Source organism: Bilifractor sp. LCP19S3_H10 (genome assembly GCF_052119185.1).
Classification (GTDB): domain Bacteria; phylum Bacillota; class Clostridia; order Lachnospirales; family Lachnospiraceae; genus Bilifractor.
The window spans coordinates 18,739-37,539 of sequence record NZ_JBQKFT010000023.1 but is presented as its reverse complement, the minus strand read 5'-3'; the positions used below and the strand labels follow the sequence as shown (position 1 = coordinate 37,539).

At 51.7% G+C, this 18,801-nt stretch carries 16 protein-coding genes, 1 rRNA gene and 1 pseudogene; 17 read left to right on the top strand and 1 reads right to left on the bottom strand.

Annotation, left to right across the window (positions count from 1 at the left end; translation table 11 throughout):
- The 8 genes and pseudogenes from ACTQZS_RS13525 to aguA form a co-directional block, all read left to right on the top strand.
- Nucleotides 1–215, top strand: a 23S ribosomal RNA gene (locus ACTQZS_RS13525); the annotation flags it as partial.
- Between the two features lie 448 nt (nucleotides 216–663).
- On the top strand, nucleotides 664–1,005 hold the full coding sequence (locus ACTQZS_RS13520; protein ID WP_441476272.1) for a helix-turn-helix domain-containing protein: 342 nt from the start codon (nucleotides 664–666) through the stop codon (nucleotides 1,003–1,005).
- Nucleotides 1,006–1,449: 444 nt separating this feature from the next.
- A complete protein-coding gene (locus ACTQZS_RS13515) occupies nucleotides 1,450–1,800 on the top strand; it encodes a P-II family nitrogen regulator (protein WP_441101415.1) in 351 nt (116 codons plus the stop codon).
- 125 nt (nucleotides 1,801–1,925) lie between these two features.
- The gene (locus tag ACTQZS_RS13510) at nucleotides 1,926–3,035 is read left to right on the top strand and encodes an ABC transporter ATP-binding protein (RefSeq protein WP_441476271.1); all 1,110 of its coding nucleotides are present in this window, start codon (nucleotides 1,926–1,928) and stop codon (nucleotides 3,033–3,035) included.
- A gap of 133 nt (nucleotides 3,036–3,168) precedes the next feature.
- Nucleotides 3,169–4,050 (top strand): ABC transporter permease, encoded by an 882-nt coding sequence (locus tag ACTQZS_RS13505; RefSeq protein ID WP_441476270.1) that lies wholly within the window; start codon nucleotides 3,169–3,171, stop codon nucleotides 4,048–4,050.
- Between the two features lie 3 nt (nucleotides 4,051–4,053).
- Nucleotides 4,054–4,893 (top strand): ABC transporter permease, encoded by an 840-nt coding sequence (locus ACTQZS_RS13500; protein ID WP_441476269.1) that lies wholly within the window; start codon nucleotides 4,054–4,056, stop codon nucleotides 4,891–4,893.
- Between the two features lie 64 nt (nucleotides 4,894–4,957).
- Nucleotides 4,958–6,034: a polyamine ABC transporter substrate-binding protein gene (locus tag ACTQZS_RS13495; protein ID WP_441476268.1), complete on the top strand. Its 1,077-nt coding sequence runs from the start codon at nucleotides 4,958–4,960 to the stop codon at nucleotides 6,032–6,034.
- A gap of 59 nt (nucleotides 6,035–6,093) precedes the next feature.
- Nucleotides 6,094–7,233 (top strand): annotated as a pseudogene (gene aguA / locus ACTQZS_RS13490) (agmatine deiminase).
- A 143-nt stretch (nucleotides 7,234–7,376) separates the two neighbouring features.
- Here aguA and ACTQZS_RS13485 read toward each other — a convergent pair.
- The gene (locus ACTQZS_RS13485) at nucleotides 7,377–8,504 is read right to left on the bottom strand and encodes a DUF362 domain-containing protein (protein WP_441476267.1); all 1,128 of its coding nucleotides are present in this window, start codon (nucleotides 8,502–8,504) and stop codon (nucleotides 7,377–7,379) included.
- A gap of 277 nt (nucleotides 8,505–8,781) precedes the next feature.
- Between ACTQZS_RS13485 and ACTQZS_RS13480 the strand changes: the two genes are divergently transcribed.
- The 9 genes from ACTQZS_RS13480 to ACTQZS_RS13440 all read left to right on the top strand — a co-directional run bounded on the left by ACTQZS_RS13480 (nucleotide 8,782) and on the right by ACTQZS_RS13440 (nucleotide 18,773).
- Entirely contained in the window at nucleotides 8,782–9,003 is a 222-nt protein-coding gene (locus ACTQZS_RS13480) for an LDCC motif putative metal-binding protein (RefSeq protein ID WP_441476266.1), read from the top strand.
- Between the two features lie 144 nt (nucleotides 9,004–9,147).
- On the top strand, nucleotides 9,148–10,416 hold the full coding sequence (locus ACTQZS_RS13475) for an HlyC/CorC family transporter (protein ID WP_441476265.1): 1,269 nt from the start codon (nucleotides 9,148–9,150) through the stop codon (nucleotides 10,414–10,416).
- 409 nt (nucleotides 10,417–10,825) lie between these two features.
- Entirely contained in the window at nucleotides 10,826–11,833 is a 1,008-nt protein-coding gene (locus tag ACTQZS_RS13470; protein WP_441101425.1) for a deoxyguanosinetriphosphate triphosphohydrolase, read from the top strand.
- 291 nt (nucleotides 11,834–12,124) lie between these two features.
- Nucleotides 12,125–13,915, top strand: a complete 1,791-nt coding sequence (gene dnaG, locus ACTQZS_RS13465) for a DNA primase (protein ID WP_441476264.1) — start codon at nucleotides 12,125–12,127, stop codon at nucleotides 13,913–13,915.
- A 10-nt stretch (nucleotides 13,916–13,925) separates the two neighbouring features.
- Entirely contained in the window at nucleotides 13,926–15,053 is a 1,128-nt protein-coding gene (rpoD, locus tag ACTQZS_RS13460) for an RNA polymerase sigma factor RpoD (protein WP_441101427.1), read from the top strand.
- 79 nt (nucleotides 15,054–15,132) lie between these two features.
- Entirely contained in the window at nucleotides 15,133–15,900 is a 768-nt protein-coding gene (locus ACTQZS_RS13455) for a tRNA (adenine(22)-N(1))-methyltransferase (RefSeq protein WP_441476263.1), read from the top strand.
- On the top strand, nucleotides 15,890–16,708 hold the full coding sequence (locus ACTQZS_RS13450; RefSeq protein ID WP_441476262.1) for a Nif3-like dinuclear metal center hexameric protein: 819 nt from the start codon (nucleotides 15,890–15,892) through the stop codon (nucleotides 16,706–16,708). The genes ACTQZS_RS13455 and ACTQZS_RS13450 overlap by 11 nt, the downstream gene beginning before the upstream one ends.
- Before the next feature lie 176 nt (nucleotides 16,709–16,884).
- On the top strand, nucleotides 16,885–18,558 hold the full coding sequence (locus tag ACTQZS_RS13445) for a nucleoside kinase (RefSeq protein ID WP_441476261.1): 1,674 nt from the start codon (nucleotides 16,885–16,887) through the stop codon (nucleotides 18,556–18,558).
- On the top strand, nucleotides 18,555–18,773 hold the full coding sequence (locus tag ACTQZS_RS13440; protein WP_441476260.1) for a hypothetical protein: 219 nt from the start codon (nucleotides 18,555–18,557) through the stop codon (nucleotides 18,771–18,773). The genes ACTQZS_RS13445 and ACTQZS_RS13440 overlap by 4 nt, the downstream gene beginning before the upstream one ends.
- Nucleotides 18,774–18,801: the final 28 nt, after the last annotated feature.

Here is an 18,801-nt window from a genome sequence, read left to right as displayed (position 1 = left end):
TGGTGTACCGGTTAGACCGCCAGGTCTATGGCCGGGTAGCCAAGTCTGGAAGGGATAAACGCTGAAGGCATCTAAGCGTGAAGCCCCCCTTAAGATGAGAACTCCCATTCGTAAAGAAGTAAGACCCCTTAAAGACGATAAGGTTGATAGGGCAGAGGTAGAAGTGCCGTAAGGCATGGAGCTGACTGTTACTAATCGGTCGAGGGTTTGACCTGAAGCATAAGTTGGAACGGAAGGGGGAATCCGGAGACGGATTCCCGGGAAGAGTTTGTGTGTTCAGTTTTGAAGGTATGTGTTGATTTTCTGAAAAGTCTGCTTCGGCAGGCTCTTTTTGATTTACGCGAACAGTGAGCCGCAGCCGAATGCGAAGTATTCGTGTGCGGCGAGCGTCGCGATAGCGAGATAAAACTCGCACAGCGTGTTTTATCTCGTTGTATAAGGATTATGGGAGTGCGAAGCACGGAATAATCCGTATTCTTATACAATTAAAAAATAATAGCTCTTCGAAAACGCAGAATGGCCGCCTGCCGCGAAGCATGCGCAAGAGACTGAATGCGATTTCGAAGGCATTTAAAATATAATACTATGAACACTGTCGACGCCTTTATGATACTGCATCCGTTCATAATATATTTCTAAAGATGGTTGAAGAGGTGCAGTCGGATGGGCAAACAAAGTGATTTTGAATACGCAAATCTCGGACAGGTAGTGAAGAAACTGAGAAAGGAACACGGTCTGACACAGGTGGATGTTGCCAGAACCCTGAATGTGACGCCCGGATATATCAGCAACGTGGAAAACAGCAGAACTGCGATGTCTCTCCGTGTGCTGTGCTACTACGGAGATTTAACAGGGATCACATTGGATGAGCTTGTCGGGAGAGCAGTACCGGCATACCGGAAAACTTCTCTGGATCATAAGATATCCAGGATGGTGGAGAAGCTGGGTGAAGAGGACAAACAGAAGGTTATCGATACGCTCAGTATATGGACGAATGTAGAATAGCATATAATTAAAAACGCGCAAACCGTTTAGAAAGTACCACAGAACTGTTAGAGAACACCGCGAATTTATCAGAAAGTATTGCGAAACTGTTAGAAAATACCGGAAATACCTGAAGAAAAGTATTGATTTACGAATTCCTCTTTGCTAGTATAGCATACATAATTCAAGAAAAAGAAATTTGAAAACTTGTCGGACGTACAATGAAGTATCTGCCATCTTGAACGATGGTCGGATACTTTTTTTGTATTACATGTCTGTGCAAATGATTCATGCACTGTTTATGATACAAGGACGTATCGGGAAAGAATTCCCGGTGCGCCCTTATTTTTTTACGCGAACAGTGAGCCGCAGACGTGTGAGGTTCCATTCGCATCGGCGGGATATCATCCGCGAAGAGCACATTACCATGTCTGACAGGTGTTTGAAATGGAAGGAGGAAAAAATATGAAGGAACTGGTTATGATCATCAGACCTGACAGACTCGAGGATGTAAAGGCTATTCTGGATCAGGAGAATTGCGGAGGTATGACAATTTCCACAGCTATGGGCTGCGGGACGCAGAAAGGAGCCTCCGATACCGCGGTAAAGGAACTGAAGGGGCTCAAGACAACCATTAACCTGCTGCCGAAGATTCGCGTTCAGATCGTGGTAGAGGACAAGAAGGTTGAGCCGATCATCGAGGCCGTCCGGGATAAGCTGGCTACGGATCATGTGGGAGATGGCAAAATCTTTATCCGACCGATCGAGGATGCAATCCGTATTCGTACCGGTGAACGTGGAGATGAGGCGCTCTGAGGTTACCAAGGCCGTAGCGCAGAGATGAGTCGCTCTGGATTTATACAGCAGTTCCAAGTACTCCTATGGCCTGGCCGCGCAGAGCGGCCGGACAGATACATTTTTTTTAAAGAGGTGATACCGGAGTGAGCGAATATATTGTTGAACTGGATCATGTAAACAAAATATACGGCACCAACCACGTCGTGAAGGATATGAATCTTCACGTGAAGGCAGGTGAATTTCTGACGCTTCTCGGATCATCCGGATGTGGCAAAACGACCACACTGCGGATGATTGCGGGATTTGAGATCCCGAGCAGCGGGAGCATCCGGGTGGAGGGAGAAAGCATTGAAGCGAGGCAGCCCTTTGAGAGGGATGTGAACACAGTATTTCAGACCTATGCCTTATTCCCGCACAAGACAATTTTCGACAACATAGCTTACGGGTTACGTATGAAAAAAGTACCAAAGCCGGAAATCCGCGAGCGGGTGGAAGAGATGCTCTCCATGGTGCAGCTTGAGGGATTCGAGGATCGTTACCCGGCACAGCTGTCCGGCGGTCAGAAGCAGAGGGTGGCGATCGCAAGAGCTTTGATCAACCGGCCGAAGGTGCTTCTCCTGGATGAACCGCTCGGCGCGCTCGATCTGAAGCTGCGAAAGCAGATGCAGCTCGAACTGAAACGGCTTCAGAAGAAACTGAACATCACTTTTATCTATGTCACACACGATCAGGAGGAGGCGCTTACAATGAGCGACCGGATTGCTGTCATGCACGACGGCATTATCGATCAGGTCGCTGTTCCCTCTGAAATTTATGAACATCCCGCGACAAAATTTGTCGCAACCTTCATTGGTGAAACAAATATCTTCGAAGGCTGCATTGTCGAAATCGCCGGCAGGACATGTGAGGTTGCTGTGGAGAACGGATTTGTGCAGGCGAACGGGGATGGCTTCAGTAACGGAGAATTTGTCACGATTTCCGTTCGTCCGGAGAAAATCAGATTTTACAAGGATGACATCGGAAGCTTCGGACTCCAGGGCATCGTAAAGGATTATATCTATGTCGGCTCGGTTTTAAAATGCAACATTGTGCTTCCGAACGGAAACGAGGTTCGGGCGGAACGGCTCTCCGGCGAAGAAGTGCCTAAGGTAGGAGAGGTTGTCTATGTCACCTGGGATGTAGGAGATGCGGTGCTTCTCCACAACAGTGACAATACCATCTATAATGCACTGAATAATATGGCGATCGTGTGAGGAGATCATTCCTTATTCCCTGTCATAATGATATGAAACCGAATATGCCGATCGTGTGAGGAGATGATTTTGTGTCTGTCGTTATTTTGTTTTCGAAATTGCAACACAGAGCTCGTGTTTGGAGGTGACAGGTGTGGGCGATAAAAGCAAAGAAAAGATGCGGTTTCGTTCAAGGATCCTGCCGGCACTGACCACTGTTGCGCCGGTGAGTCTGTGGATGATTCTGTTTGTGGCGATACCGATGATCTACGTCATTGTCATCAGCTTTTGCAATATCGATGAGAATTATAATGTTGTTTTTCAGTTTACTTTCAAAAATTATATCAGACTGATCGATCCGGATTATCTGAAAATATATCTGCAGTCACTGCTGATTGCTTTTCTTTCTACGGTTCTGGCGCTGCTGATTGCCTTTCCCTTTGCCTGGATCATTGCGAGAACAAAAAGCAGGAGAAAAAATATTTTCTACATGCTTGTTATTATACCGTTCTGGACAAACTCACTGATCCGGATCTACGGATGGAAGACATTTCTCGGAAACAGCGGATGGCTGAACAGTTTTCTGCTGAAGGTGCATCTGGTAAAGGAGCCTCTGGATCTCCTTTATCATCCGGCGACAACAGTACTCGGCATGGTGTACTGCCTGTTCCCATTCATGGTTCTGCCGCTTTATTCGGCGCTGGAGAAGCTGGACGGCAGTCTCCTGGAGGCTTCCGCAGATCTGGGAGCCAGAAAGGTTCAGACATTTTTTGAAGTGATTCTGCCACTGACATCGAGCGGTATTTTTTCCGGATGCATCATGGTCTTTATACCGGCGCTCGGATACTTCTATGTATCCGATATCCTCGGCGGAGGCAACACCGATATGATCGGAAACCTGATTGAGCGACAGTTCCAGAGTGGCAACAACTGGCCTCTTGGAGCTGCGCTCTCCATCATTCTGATTCTGGTAACGCTTTTGCTTGTGCGGATTTATCAGAAGCTCGGAGGCGACATGGAAAGTCTGGGGGTGTGATTGATGAATACAGAGACAAAGGTAATGGCGAAGGAAAAAAAGAGAGAGATCACTCCCGGTCAGGGTATATTCCTCTTTCTGGTCTATGCATTTTTGTTTCTTCCGATAGTGGTTATTGTGGTCAACTCTTTTAATGGGACAATGACGAAGCCATATCTGTCCTGGAAAGGTTTTTCCCTGTACTGGTACGGGGAACTGATCCGGAACGCGGCGCTCCTGAATTCCTTCGGCAATACGATATTTCTTGCAGTGGTAAGTACCCTGCTCTCGACCGCGGTCGGCACGCTCGGTGCCATCGGAATGTACCGCTATAAGTTCCGCGGGAAGAAGCTGATCGATGCGCTGCTGTACATTCCGGTGGTGATTCCGGAGATTGTGCTTGGTATATCGCTTCTGACCATGTTTGCCGGGACCGGAATTCCCAGAGGCATGGGAACGCTGATTCTCGCGCACGTAACCTTTGACGTTCCTTTTGTCATCTTTAACGTAAGATCGAGACTTGCGGGTTATGATATTTCACTTGAGGAAGCAAGCATGGATCTCGGGGCAAATCGGATCCGGACATTCTTCGAGGTGACGTTCCCGGTGCTTGCTCCCGGAATTGCGGGCGGAGCACTGCTGGCATTTACCCTTTCGATCGACGACGTGATTATCAGTTACTTCGTAAACGGTACGACAAAGACCTACCCGCTGAAGGTGATGGAGAGCATCAAGAGCGGCGTCGCGCCGGATGTCAACGCGCTGAGCACGCTGATTCTGGTCGGAACTGTCGTGCTGGTTATTCTGACACAAAGTGGTATTTTCAGCCGGAAGAACCGCAGGAGGAACAAGGTAAAACACTGAGTGTTCCGTGTGGTATAAGGAGAGTTGAAACAGCAATGTGGGAGTAAGGGAAGGAGAGATCGATATGAAGAAAAAAATAAAGAGTATGCTTGCGTTGGGACTTGCGGCTGCTATGGCAGTCGGGATTACGGGATGCGGAATCAACACTTCCGGAGGGAGCTCCTCCGGCGGAGACGCCGACAGCTTGAACATCTTTGTCTGGACAGAGTATATTCCGGACAGTGTCATCCAGAATTTCGAGAAAGAGACCGGCATCAAGGTGAATGTGACAACGTTTTCTTCCAATGAAGATATGCTCGCCAAGGTGAAGGCGGAGGCGGAGGGCACATATGATATCGTCCAGCCCTCGGATTATATGGTAAAGCAGATGATCTCCCAGGATATGCTGGAGAAGCTGGATAAGGACAAGCTGACCAATCTGAAAAATATCGGAGAGCAGTATCTCAATCCGTCTTATGATCCGGACAACACCTATTCGGTTCCGTATCAGGGCGGCGTTGCCGCAATCGCGGTCAATACGAAGAAGGTCAAGAAGGAAATCACCAGCTACAATGATCTGTTTGATCCGTCTCTGAAGAATTCCCTGGTTGTACTGGACGATTACCGTGCGGTGATCGGCATGACCGAGCGCTCGATGGGGCTTTCCATGAATGAGACAGATCCGGATAAGCTGAAGGAAGTGGAACAGAAGCTTCTGACGTTGAAGGACAATATCAAGGTGTACGATTCGGATTCGCCGAAATCTTCTCTGATCAGCGGCGACTGTACGGTCGGTTTCTGCTGGAGTGCGGAGATTGCGCTTGCCATGGAAGAAAATCCGGACATTAAGATTGTATTCCCGAAGGAAGGCGCGTATGTCTTCATGGATAACTGGGCGATCCCGAAGGGCGCAAAGCACAAGGACGCTGCGGAGAAATTTATCAATTACATCCTCGAGCCGGAAACCTCAGAGGCAATTTCCAAGGAATTCCCGTATCTGAATCCGAATACGGCAGCGGTAAAGGCGATGGGCGCAGACTACACAGATAATGAAGCAAAAAATCCGCCGGAGAGCGTAATTTCCGCAGGAGAATATGTGGATAATCTGGATACGGACACCATTGCGACACTGGACAGCATGTGGACGAAGCTTAAGGGTTAATCGGCAGGCTCTATTCCTCTGTGAAGCAGTGTGGGATCGTCACTGCAGTACACTGATAAATGGAACTGCGAACAGGATCAGGAGGAAAGAGGATGGGTTTCATCAGAAATTCACTTCCCGGAAGGGATGGGTACCGGATGCCGGGGGAATTTGAACCACAGGACAGAATCTGGATGATATGGCCGGAAAGGCCGGATAACTGGAGAGAGCATGCGCTTCCGGCGCAGAAAGCCTATGCCGATGCTGCAAGAGCAATTGCCGCGTTTGAACCGGTCTGCATGCTCGCGTCTCCAGATCAGATGGAGCGGGCAGAGAATGCGTTCCTAAATGTTCCGGATGTGGAAGTGATTGAGATGTCTTCCGATGATGCCTGGATCCGGGATACCGGCCCTTCGTTTGTCGTCAATGACAAGGGAGGACTGCGTGCCTGTGACTGGCGGTTCAATGCTTATGGCGGCGATGTGGACGGATTATATCAGCCATGGGATCAGGATGATGCCCTTGCGGGAAAAATCTGCGACATGTTGGGGATTGACCGGTATCGCGCTGATTTTATTCTGGAGGGTGGATCCTTTCACACGGATGGCGAGGGAACTATTCTTACGACAGAAATGTGCCTTCTGAGTCAGGGGAGAAACCCCGGGCTGACAAAAGAACAGATCGGACAGCGGCTCTGTGCCTATCTCGGGGCAGAGAAGGTGATATGGATTCCGGACGGGATTGATCCGGAGGAGACAAACGGACATGTTGATGATGTGGCATGCTTTGTCCGTCCGGGGGAGGTGGCATGCATCCGGGAAGAAAACCCGGACAGCCCGTTTTATCAGGCATCACAGAAAGCGCTTCGCGTTCTGGAACAGTCGCGGGATGCCAGGGGAAGAAAACTGAAGGTACATCCGGTCTGCTGTCCGAAGTATCCGGTCCGTATTCCCGCAGACTATGAAGTAGAAAGCAGCGGTCATGCGATTCCTCGTAATTCCGGAGAACTCTGCGCGGCGTCTTACCTGAATTTCCTGATTGTAAATGGAGGGGTGATCGTGCCTCAGTATGATGACCCGAATGACGAGGCGGCCCTTCGGTAAATCGCTGCCATGTTCCCGGACCGGCAAACGGTCGGTGTCAGAACCAGAGAGATCGTTTATGGGGGCGGCAATATCCACTGTATCACACAGCAGCAGCCCCGGGTCTGTCACGCGTGAAAGGACAAAAAAATTCCCGGACCCTTTTGATGGATCCGGGAAATCTGTCACTGCAAGTCAATGCTTCATGGATGCGGCTTCCCTGTCATCACCACGAGGCATCCCTTCCTGGTTGTTACTACAAGAGTATCATTGACGGATCCTTATTTCATGGTGATCAGTTCATAGGAGCGGCTGCCGAGGCCGATCTTCTCGGCATGCTCGAGCGTTTCCTTCCAGCGTACGTTCGGGTTGCTGTCAAGGAAATGGTCGTGATAGTGGTGCCAGTCCGGTTTTGCGAGGTTGTCTCCGAGCTGACTGTTGCGGATCGGTGTGGCAGCGAGACAAGCGTCAACGCAGGCCTGATCGAGGGCAACCGGATCAAAGGAGGCGAACATTCCGATATTCGGAAGAATCGGAGCGTCATTCTCCGGGTGGCAGTCGCAGTTCGGTGATACATCGGTGATCAGGCTGATGTGGAAGGTCGGGCGGCCGTCACAGACTGCCTGTGAGTATTCTGCGATTTTGCATCCCAGGATTTCGTTGGCGTCCTCGTTGTTGTTTACGATGGCGTCGAAATTGCAGGCACCGATGCAGCGTCCGCATCCCTTGCAGATATCCTGGTCGATGTGTGCCTTTCCGCTCTCGTAGGAAATGGCATCGGAACCGCATTCCTTTGCACAGTTTCTGCAGCCGCGGCATTGCTCTTCAATGACATGTGGCTTTCCGGAGTTGTGCTGGTGCATCTTGCCAGCGCGGCTTCCGCATCCCATACCGATATTTTTGAGTGCTCCGCCGAAACCGGTCGCCTCATGACCTTTGAAATGGGTGAGACTGATCAGGATGTCGGCGTCCATGATGGCATGGCCGATATATGCCTCCTTGAGATATTCACCGTTTCGGATCGGGACAATCACCTCATCGGTTCCGCGCAGACCGTCGCCGATGATGACGTGGCATCCGGTGGTCGCCATGCTGAAACCGTTCCCTTCAGCACAGCTCAGATGATCGAGCGCGTTCTTCCGGCTTCCGGGATAGAGCGTATTGCAGTCGGTCAGGAAGGGCTTTCCGCCGAGTTCCTTTACCACGTCAGCGACTGCTTTCGCGTAGTTCGGGCGCAGATAGGAGATGTTGCCGAGCTCGCCGAAATGCATCTTGATTGCTACAAACTTTCCGTCCATATCAATGCTGCCGATTCCTGCCTTGCGGATCAGCTTCGCCAGCTTCCCCGGCAGGCTCGGGCCATTGGTGTGTGTACGAAAGTCGGTAAAATAGACCTTTGATTTTTCCATCAGATTCCCTCCACATACATTTGAATCCGACTTTTTCCCGAGTGATTGTGCGCGAACGCCCGCGGTGAATCCGGAAAAAGTCTTTTTTGTTTGTACATATTATTATAAAAGTTGTCCAGGCATAATTCAAGACAGGTTCTGCCCTGCCGGTACAGCAGGCAGGAATTCAGGATATGCCGGCTTGCGAAAAAGGATTTCCGTGCTATGATAGGAATACGGTGAAATCCCGTGCAGAAAAGAACTTCCAGATATCAGCAATAGGGAAAATTCAGATATTATGAGAATTCGTAATTCAGGAAGGAAGATCCGAACGATCAAGAAAGGAAATGGCTTTTGTCATATGAGTATTTTTTTCGGAATCAAAAATCATTGGAATGCGTGGCTGAAGCGTATGGCGGATTCGAACAAGGAAGCATTTCACGGCGAGGTGCCGGACTGCTGCAAGCTGAAACAGCAGAATCAGCCGGGTCAGAAGGCCGGTGAAGAACGGCAGAGGTAATGGCCGGGGCCAGAAGAGCCGTGAAGAACGGCAGAGGTAATGCCCGGGGCCAGAAGAACCGCGAAGAACGGCAGAAATAATGCCCGGGCAAGGGTTTTATGTCGTGAACAATGAGATTTTTGAGGGGATGAATGCAGGATAGATATGGAAAAAAATATCGGTACTCTGGTGGTTATCGTAATTTGTGTAATATTGTCGGCTTATTTTTCAGCGACGGAGACGGCGTTTGCCTCGCTGAATCATATCCGGGTCAAGAATATGGCGGAGAAAGGAGACCGGCGGGCGATCCTTGTCATGAAGCTGCTGGACCGTTATGACAGTGTCCTCTCCACGATTCTTGTCGGAAACAACGTCGTAAATATCGGCGCGACGTCGCTGGCGACCGTTTTCTTCGTGCGTATGCTCGGAGAGGATGCGGGTTCCGGCATTGCGACGCTGGTGACGACGCTGGTGCTCCTGATTTTTGGCGAGATTTCGCCGAAGAGCATGGCGTCGGAGTTTCCGGAACAGGTGGCGATGCTGGCTGCCCCGCTTCTGAGCTGTATCGTTGTAGTTCTGACGCCGGTGAATTTTCTCTTCGGACTGTGGAAGAAGTTTCTGGCGAAGCTCATTAAAGGTGAGGAAGACCGCGCGATTACGGACGAGGAGCTTCTGACAATCGTCGACGAGGCGGAGACCGGTGGCGGCATTGGTGAGGAGGAAAGTGATCTGATCCGCAATTCAATAGAATTCCGGGATCAGGAGGCGGTTGATATTCTGACACCGAGAGTGGATATCGTCGGAGTGGAGTATGGAACCTCCAATCAGGAAATTGCGGACATCTTTGCCCAGACCGGCTACTCGAGGCTTCCGGTTTACCGGGAGGACATGGACCATATCACGGGAATCCTTTATGAAAAGGATTTTTATAACAAGATTTTCGGCTCAGACCGGACGATCGACTCCATCATACGTCCGACGGTCTTTATCACGGAGCACAAGAAGATCGACGAGCTCCTGCGCGAGCTTCAGAAGAAAAAAATTCACCTGGCGGTCGTGGTCGATGAGTACGGCGGCACGGTCGGTATCGTATCCATGGAGGATATCCTGGAGGAACTGGTCGGCGAGATATGGGACGAGCATGACGAAATTGTCCAGGAAATCCGGAAGATCACGGACAGCGACTATGTGGTGGAGGGTTCCGCAAACCTTGAAAAGCTCTTCGATGAGATCGGATGTGAGCGGGAGCATGATTCGATCACCGTGAGCGGATGGATTCTGGAGATCGCCGGAAAAGTTCCCTCCCGCGGGGATGTTTACCACTATGAGAATATGACCATACGGATTCTCGAGATGGATGGACACAGAGTCGGAAAGATAAAGCTTCATGTGGAGCATCCGGCGGAGAAAGAGGACAGAGCGGATAAACAGTAGCTGCTGTCCGCAGGCGACGGAAAACAAGAATTCGGCAGAATCGCCGCACAGTCAAAGCTATTTAAAGCTTGTCAGGCTACGAAAATCAAGAATTGTGCATAATCGTCGGCTGACTCAGCATTGCTTAAATCAGTAGTCTGCACCAGCACCAATCCACCAGGGGTTGGTGTTTTTCTTGACGGATGGGGAAGGTAATGTACCAGAGATGTTTTTTTAAAATAAAAAAGGAAATTCCTTTTTGCCGTTGTAAATATATAGTAGACGCATTTTTCCTGCTGGGCTAGTCAGAGAGCGGGAAGGAGAGCAGCGAGTTGGGCTGTTCAGAGATTCCGGGAAGGGAAAGTGGCGGCGATGATATCTGCAGATTTTGGGAAAGGAGCATCCACTGGAAGGATTGGAGAGCAGAGCCATGAATATTCGGGAAGCGATTGAAGAAAACGAACTGGATGATCTGAGCCCTTACGCTGCCCACAGCCGGGAGACGCGGGGGCGGGACTGGCCGATCAGCGAGGATACCGTTCGAACGGATTACATGCGCGACCGGGACAGGATTCTGCACTGCAAGTCCTTTCGGAGACTGAAGGACAAGACGCAGGTGTTCCTGTCGCCGCAGGGAGATCACTACCGGACGCGGCTGACACATACACTGGAGGTATCGCAGATTTCCAGGACAGTAGCGAAGGCGCTGCGGCTCAATGAGGATCTTGTCGAGGCAATTGCTCTGGGGCATGATCTTGGGCACACTCCATTCGGCCATGCCGGGGAGAGAACTCTGAACAGGCTCTGTCCGTCGGGGTTCCGTCACTATGAGCAGAGTCTCCGTGTCGTGGAAAAGCTGGAGAAAAACGGGGAGGGGCTGAACCTCACCTGGGAGGTGCGGGACGGAATTCTGAATCATCAGATGAGCACGACACCGCACACGCTGGAAGGAAAGATCGTGCGGATCTGTGACAAGATTGCGTATATTCATCACGACATGGACGATGCGCAGCGGGCGGGAATCATCAGCGAGGACGATATTCCGATTACGTTGCGGATGACACTTGGATATACTTCCCGCGAGAGGCTGAATACACTGGTGATGGATCTGATCGCCAGCAGCCGGGACCGCGATGATATCCGGCAGTCGGAGCAGATCCATGACGCGATGATGACCTTCCGCAAGCTGATGTTTGCGGATGTATACACAAATCCGGTGGCAAAGTCCGAGGAGATTAAGGTGGACAGGATGCTGACAGAGATGTATGGATATTACGTCCGGCATCCGGAGCTTCTCAAGGGAGAATACCGCAAGATGCTGGAGCAGGGCGAGACACCGGAGCGGGTTGTCTGTGATTACATCTCCGGGATGACGGACCAGTACGCGATTCACAAATTCCGGGAGATTTACATTCCGAAATCCTGGGATGTATTGTGACAGCAGCAGAACATTCAAAAAATAAACAGACCAATGATTTTGCATGGTCAGCGTTAAGTAAACTCAGTTTACGTGTATCAATTGGTCTGGGCAGATAGTGAATGCTCTGGCAGTGAAGCATGGTCGCGCAAAGTGCGGATACCTGCAGGATCCGGGGAGCGCGGAGCAGGCAGCAATCCGTGTCATATACAAGCCGCGGCACGATGTATCTCCCGTATGGCGGCTTGCATAGCTAATCGTCAGTCGGACAGTGATACCGTCAGATACGGACAGGAGGTTTTTTGAGGAATCATGCGATATACAGATGAGGTCATCGAGGATGTCCGTGAACGGAATGACATCGTGGATGTGATCTCTCAATATGTGAAGCTTCAGAAGCGGGGCAGCAATTATTTCGGGCTGTGCCCGTTTCATAATGAAAAATCGCCGTCTTTCTCGGTGAGCCGGGACAAGCAGATGTATTACTGCTTCGGCTGCGGCAAAGGCGGAAATGTGTACACCTTTCTGATGGAATACGAGAATTACAGCTTTCAGGAGGCAATCAAGGCTCTGGCGGACAGGGCAGGCGTGAAGCTCCCGGAGGCGGAGTATTCGAGAGAGGAGCGGGAAGAGCAGGACAAGCGGTCGAGGCTTCTGGAAATCAATAAGCAGGCGGCACTGTATTATTATTCCAGACTCCATTCTCCGGCGGGACAGGCCGGACTGAGGTATCTGGAAGGGCGCGGGCTTACCGCGGAAACCATGCGGAGCTTTGGACTTGGCTATGCCGACAAATACAGCAACGATCTGTATCAGTTTTTCAAGAAAAAAGGCTACAGCGACGGGATTTTAAAGGAATCCGGGCTGTTTCATGTCGATGAGAAGCGGGGATTTTCAGACAAATTCTGGAACCGGGTCATGTTCCCGATTATGGACGCGAACAGCCGGGTGATCGGCTTCGGCGGCCGGGTGATGGGAGACGGAAAACCGAAATATCTGAACTCCCCGGAGACGCCTGTGTTCGACAAGAGCCGGAATCTGTACGGCCTGAATGTGGCGAGAAGGACGCGCCGGAAGAACTTCATCATCTGTGAGGGATACATGGATGTCATTTCGATGCACCAGGCGGGGTACACGAACGCCGTTGCTTCGCTGGGAACGGCGCTGACCTCTCAGCAGTGCTCGCTGATGAGCCGGTTCACGAAACAGGTTCTGGTCATCTACGATATGGACGGCGCCGGTGTGAAGGCGGCTCTGCGGGCGATTCCGATGCTTCGGACGGCCGGGCTTTCCACAAAGGTGGTAAACCTGAGGCCGCACAAGGATCCGGACGAATTCATCAAGGCAGAGGGAGCCGAGGCGTTCGAGCAGAGGCTGGAGGAGGCGGAGAACAGCTTCCTCTTCATGGTCCGCATGACCGAACAGAATTATGACATGAACGATCCCGGCGAGCGAAGCAGATTTTTTCACGAGGTGGCGGCCATGCTTCTCGAGATCGAGGATGAGATTGAGAGAAACAGTTACACTGAGGCAATCGCGAGAAAATATCACATCGAGCAGAGCATGCTGGTGTCGCAGATCAACCGGGAGGCGCTGAAGGGCGTGGGAAGAACTGAGATCCGGCCGCCGAAGAGCACCGATGCGCGAAGGCAGAAGGCAGCCATGGCAGCGGCTCCGGCGGACAAGGAACAGAAGCTGATGCTCACCTGGATTGCGGGACAGCCGGACCTTCTGGAACGGCTGAAGGACTATCTGTCACCTGCGGATTTTACCAACCCGATGTACCGGGAGGTCGCGGAGATGGTCTGGGAACAGGGAGCGAAGGGCAAAATAAGCCCGGCCGCCATCATCAATCATTTCGAGGACAGCGCGCAGCAGACAGAGGCCGCCTCTCTCTTCAACACAGATATCACACTAGACAGTCCGGCAGACCGCAAGAAGGCGCTTTTCGATGTGCTTTGCCGCATGAAGCGGCAGAGCATCGACAAGAGAGCTGATGAGCTGGACCCCGCGGATATGCAGGGATTCATGAAGATCATGGATGAGAGAAAAAAGCTCGATCAGCTTCGGGCAAGAGGACTGCCGGAAAATATTTTTTCATAGGAGAATGTTCATGGAAGCAGATAACAAGAAATTGCTGGAAAAAACCAAAAGCCTCATTGAGGTAGCCAAGAAGAAGAAAAACGCTCTCGAATACACGGAGATCGTCGAGTATTACAAGGAAATGAACCTCAACGAGAAACAGATCAAGATGGTTGTGGCATATCTGGAGGATCACGACATCGATGTTCTCCGGATCCAGAGTGAGGATGAGGAGCCGAATGACGACATGCTCCTCCTCAGCGAGGAGGGAGAGGACGATAACGAGGATACCGATGTTGAGAACATCGATCTCACGGTTCCGGAGGGCGTCAGCATCGAGGATCCGGTCCGGATGTACCTGAAGGAAATCGGAAAGGTGCCGCTTCTGACCGCGGATGAGGAAATTGAGCTCGCCAAGCGGATGGAGGACGGCGATGAAAACGCGAAGAAACGCCTGGCGGAGGCAAACCTCCGTCTGGTTGTGTCCATCGCGAAGCGATACGTAGGCCGCGGCATGCTTTTCCTGGATCTGATTCAGGAGGGAAACCTCGGTCTGATCAAGGCGGTAGAAAAGTTCGATTACCGGAAGGGATATAAATTCTCAACCTACGCGACATGGTGGATCCGCCAGGCTATCACGAGAGCGATCGCCGATCAGGCCCGCACCATCCGTATTCCGGTACATATGGTAGAGACCATCAACAAGCTGATCCGCGTCTCCCGCCAGCTGCTGCAGGAACTCGGCCGAGAGCCTACGCCGGAGGAGATTGCGAAGGAGATGAATATGTCGGTGGACCGTGTGCGTGAGATCCTGAAGATCTCACAGGAGCCGGTATCTCTCGAGACCCCGATCGGCGAGGAAGAAGACAGCCATCTGGGAGACTTCATTCAGGACGATAATGTTCCGGTGCCCGCAGACGCGGCTGCCTTCACGATGCTGAAGGAGCAGCTGGAAGAGGTGCTTGGAACGCTGACCGAGAGGGAACAGAAGGTTCTCCGGCTCCGCTTCGGCCTCGATGACGGAAGAGCCAGAACCCTCGAGGAGGTCGGAAAGGAATTTAACGTCACCCGTGAGCGAATCCGGCAGATCGAGGCGAAAGCACTCCGGAAGCTGCGTCATCCGAGCCGAAGCAGAAAGCTGAAGGATTATCTGGACTGATATACCAGTCAGCAGAAGAACACTGAAGGGATTATCCGGACGGATATACTGATCAGAGACAAGAGGCGGGAGGATTATCTTGACGAATACACCGATCATCAACAAAATGTCAGAGCGGCTGCTGTCGGTGGCCTCCCTGGTGACGCCGGGCAGCAGGACGGCGGATATCGGAACGGATCATGGATATGTGCCGGTGTACCTGGTGGAAAATGGAATTGTGGCCTCTGCCATTGCCATGGATCTGCGAAAAGGACCGCTCGCCAGGGCACAGGAGACGGTGAACGGCGCCGGACTCTCGGACCGGATCGAGCTGCGAATCTCGGACGGTCTGGAAAAGCTGAAGCCGGGGGAAGCGGACACGGCCGTGATTGCGGGGATGGGAGGCATGCTGATCTGCCGCATCCTGACGGCGCATCCGGCAACCACAGCGTCCCTGAAAGAGCTGGTTCTGGAACCGCAGTCGGAGGTGGACAAGGTCCGCCGGCTCCTTTCGGAGATCGGATTCGCGATCACAGATGAACGAATGATCTTTGAGGACGGAAAATACTACCCGATCATCAAGGCAGAAAAGCGCCCGTCTTCTCCGGCAACACATAATGAGATAGAAGGGCACCTTGAGCCGTCTTCTCCGGCAGTCCTCAGTGAAATGGAGGTGCACTTTGGCCCGGTTCTGCTCCGGCGCAGGGATCCGATCCTGAGAAAGTATCTCGCGTGGCAGATTCAGGTCAACGAGCAGATCGCTGGAAGGCTCGCGGCGGCAGGCAGCGGAAATTCCATGCAAAGACTTCAGGAAGTAAAGGAGGAACTGCGGCTGCTTCTGGCCGCATACAGCAGATATGAGATGTGAAGAGATTATTCAGAGACTGGAACAGGGATATCCGTTATCCTGCGCGGAAGAATGGGACAACCCCGGACTGCAGGTGGGTCGCAGAAACCGTGAAGTACGGAAGATTTTTGTCGCCCTGGACGCGACGGAACAGACGATCCGGGAAGCCGTGGAGTGGGGAGCGGACCTTATGATCACGCATCACCCGCTCTTATTTCACAGCATCAAGCAGGTGAACGACGACAGCTTCATCGGCAGAAGAATTCTTACCCTGATTGAAAACGATGTGAACTGCTACGCGATGCACACGAATTTCGACGTCCTTGGAATGGCGGAGCTCAACGAGAATCAGCTGAACCTGCAGAATGCGCATGTTCTTGACGTTACACGCGAGAATGAAGGCGTCGAGGAGGGAATCGGACGGGTCGGCGATCTGGAAGAACCGATGACACTGTATGATTTTTCTGTGGCGGTCAGACGTGCCTTCGGGCTCTCAACCGTGCGCTGTTATGGTCTGAAGGAACTGGAGGAAACCGAGGAAGAATCCGGAGATGACGGATTGCTGGTGAGCCGTGTGGCAGTATGCGGCGGGTCCGGCAAGAGTCTGATTGACCGGGCAATCGACGAGGGCGCCCAGGTTCTCGTGACCGGGGATGTGGACTACCACAGCGCGATTGACGCGATGGCAAGAGGACTGTATATCATCGATGCGGGACACTACGGCACAGAGTACTGCTTCATCGATTACATGGTGAAGAAGCTGACCAAGCTGTTTCCGGAGTGCAAAGTCCGCGGCGCGAAGATCATTCCGCCGTTCACGGTGATCTGAGCAGATAATTAAGATAAGGAAAAAGAAAAAAGGCGGAATGCTCTGGCAAATCTCACAGAGTATTTCCGCCCGTTGCTTTCTTATTTTATCCGTACACATCGCACTCATCGGATTTACATCTGTTACATTAGCGATGGATCTTCAGGCAGATGGTAAGTGACTGAGAGGAGATTTATATGTCAGGAACATTTCAGATTCAATATCAGGGAAAGCATTTCGAGGTAACCGAAGGCACTCGTTACATCGATTTTATCGGAGCACACCCGCTCCCGGATAACCTTCCGGTTCTGCTGGTTCTGGCAAACGGAAGACTTCAGGAGCTGAACCGGCCCGTGAAGGAGGATTGCGTGGTCGAGCCACTCACGATCCGGGATCAGATCGGCATGGCGACCTACCGCAGAAGCCTGAATCTGCTCTTCAACAAGGCGGTTCTGGATGTGGAGAAGAGGCGCAATCCGGGAAAGGATATCCGGATCACGCTGAATTTTTCAAATGGAAACGGATATTACTTCACCTTCAGCGGAGAGGAGAGACCGGATGAGGAATTTACTTCTCTGGTAAAGAAAAGAATGCAGGAATTGGTGGAAGAGGACCTTCCGATCTGCAGAAAGACACTATCCACCTATGACGCGATCCGTTCTTTCCGGAAACAGGGGATCGCCTACAAGGAAAGACTTCTGAAATACCGCAGAGTATCTACGGTGAACCTGTATGTGCTCGGCGATTATCAGGACTATTTCTATGGCTATATGGTACCCGGCACAGGCTGCCTGAAGGTATTTGATGTCTGCTGCTATGAGGACGGGGTGGCTCTGGTCTATCCGAAGCATGACGAGCCGGACCATGTTCGCCCATATACACCCTTCCCGAAGCTTTTCAAGGTACAGTCGCTTTCAGAAGACTGGAATTCGCGGATGGGAATCCAGTCGGTGGCGGACCTGAATGATACAATTACAAGAGGAGATATTGAACATAAGCTGCTGGTGGCGGAGGCACTTCAGGAAAGCCGGATGTCTGACATTGCGCAGGACATCCGGAAGCGGGGCAATGTGAAGTTTGTCATGATTGCCGGTCCGTCATCGTCCGGCAAGACCACGTTCTCCCGCCGGCTGTCGATTGAACTTACTGCCCACGGGCTGACCCCGCACCCCATCAGTCTCGACAATTTTTACCGCGACAGACAGTACTGCCCGAGGGATGAGAATGGAGATTATGATTTTGAATGCCTGGAGGCCTACGATCTGGAGCTGATCCGCGAGGTACTGAGTGATCTGGTGAATGGAAAAGAGGTGGAGCTTCCGTACTTTAACTTCCTGACCGGCCAGAGGGAGTATCACGGTCAGAAGCTGCAGATGAAGAATTCGGATATCCTGGTCATCGAGGGGATTCACGGACTCAATCCGAAGCTGTCGGAGCACCTGCCGGCGGACTGTGTGTACCGTGTCTATATCAGTGCCCTGACCCAGCTGAATATCGACGACCACAACCCGATCTCGACAACCGACGGCCGCCTGCTCCGTCGCATTGTCCGCGATTACCGGACCCGGGGAACCGACGCTCTGGAGACGATTCGCAGATGGCCGTCGGTTCGAAGAGGCGAGGAAAAATATATTTTTCCCCACCAGGAGAACGCGGATGTGATGTACAATTCGGCGCTGATCTATGAGCTTTCTGTTCTGAAGATCTATGCCGAGCCGCTGTTGTTCCAGGTGCCGGAGGATGCTCCGGAATATCTGGAGGCAAAACGGCTGCTGAAGTTTCTGGACTATTTCCTCGGGACGCCCTCGGAAAGCGTGCCGGTGAACTCCATACTCAGAGAATTCATAGGAGGGAGCTGTTTCGACGTATGAAAAAAATCATAAGAATCTCAGGATACATTCTCATGGCGATCGGCACCATCTGCCTTTTTGGAGCGCTGTTTATCGTGATCGGCGCTGCAATCTGGAATATAAATTTGCTCATATACGGAGATCACACATTGACCATTGCGCTGATTCTGATCGCGGCATGCCTGGATGCGCTGGGATTTATGCTGCGGTGGATCAGCGGGAAGATGGAAGACTGAGAATACGATGAGATATCAAAAACGTTTT

Bases quoted from the DNA above. Each gene is read 5' to 3' on its own strand.
- ACTQZS_RS13520 (WP_441476272.1), top strand. From the start codon at position 664: ATGGGCAAACAAAGTGATTTTGAATACGCAAATCTCGGACAGGTAGTG.
- ACTQZS_RS13515 (WP_441101415.1), top strand. From the start codon at position 1,450: ATGAAGGAACTGGTTATGATCATCAGACCTGACAGACTCGAGGATGTA.
- ACTQZS_RS13500 (WP_441476269.1), top strand. From the start codon at position 4,054: ATGAATACAGAGACAAAGGTAATGGCGAAGGAAAAAAAGAGAGAGATC.
- ACTQZS_RS13495 (WP_441476268.1), top strand. From the start codon at position 4,958: ATGAAGAAAAAAATAAAGAGTATGCTTGCGTTGGGACTTGCGGCTGCT.
- ACTQZS_RS13485 (WP_441476267.1), bottom strand. From the start codon at position 8,504: ATGGAAAAATCAAAGGTCTATTTTACCGACTTTCGTACACACACCAAT.
- ACTQZS_RS13480 (WP_441476266.1), top strand. From the start codon at position 8,782: ATGAGAATTCGTAATTCAGGAAGGAAGATCCGAACGATCAAGAAAGGA.
- ACTQZS_RS13475 (WP_441476265.1), top strand. From the start codon at position 9,148: ATGGAAAAAAATATCGGTACTCTGGTGGTTATCGTAATTTGTGTAATA.
- ACTQZS_RS13470 (WP_441101425.1), top strand. From the start codon at position 10,826: ATGAATATTCGGGAAGCGATTGAAGAAAACGAACTGGATGATCTGAGC.
- dnaG (WP_441476264.1), top strand. From the start codon at position 12,125: ATGCGATATACAGATGAGGTCATCGAGGATGTCCGTGAACGGAATGAC.
- rpoD (WP_441101427.1), top strand. From the start codon at position 13,926: ATGGAAGCAGATAACAAGAAATTGCTGGAAAAAACCAAAAGCCTCATT.
- ACTQZS_RS13450 (WP_441476262.1), top strand. From the start codon at position 15,890: ATGAGATGTGAAGAGATTATTCAGAGACTGGAACAGGGATATCCGTTA.
- ACTQZS_RS13445 (WP_441476261.1), top strand. From the start codon at position 16,885: ATGTCAGGAACATTTCAGATTCAATATCAGGGAAAGCATTTCGAGGTA.
- ACTQZS_RS13440 (WP_441476260.1), top strand. From the start codon at position 18,555: ATGAAAAAAATCATAAGAATCTCAGGATACATTCTCATGGCGATCGGC.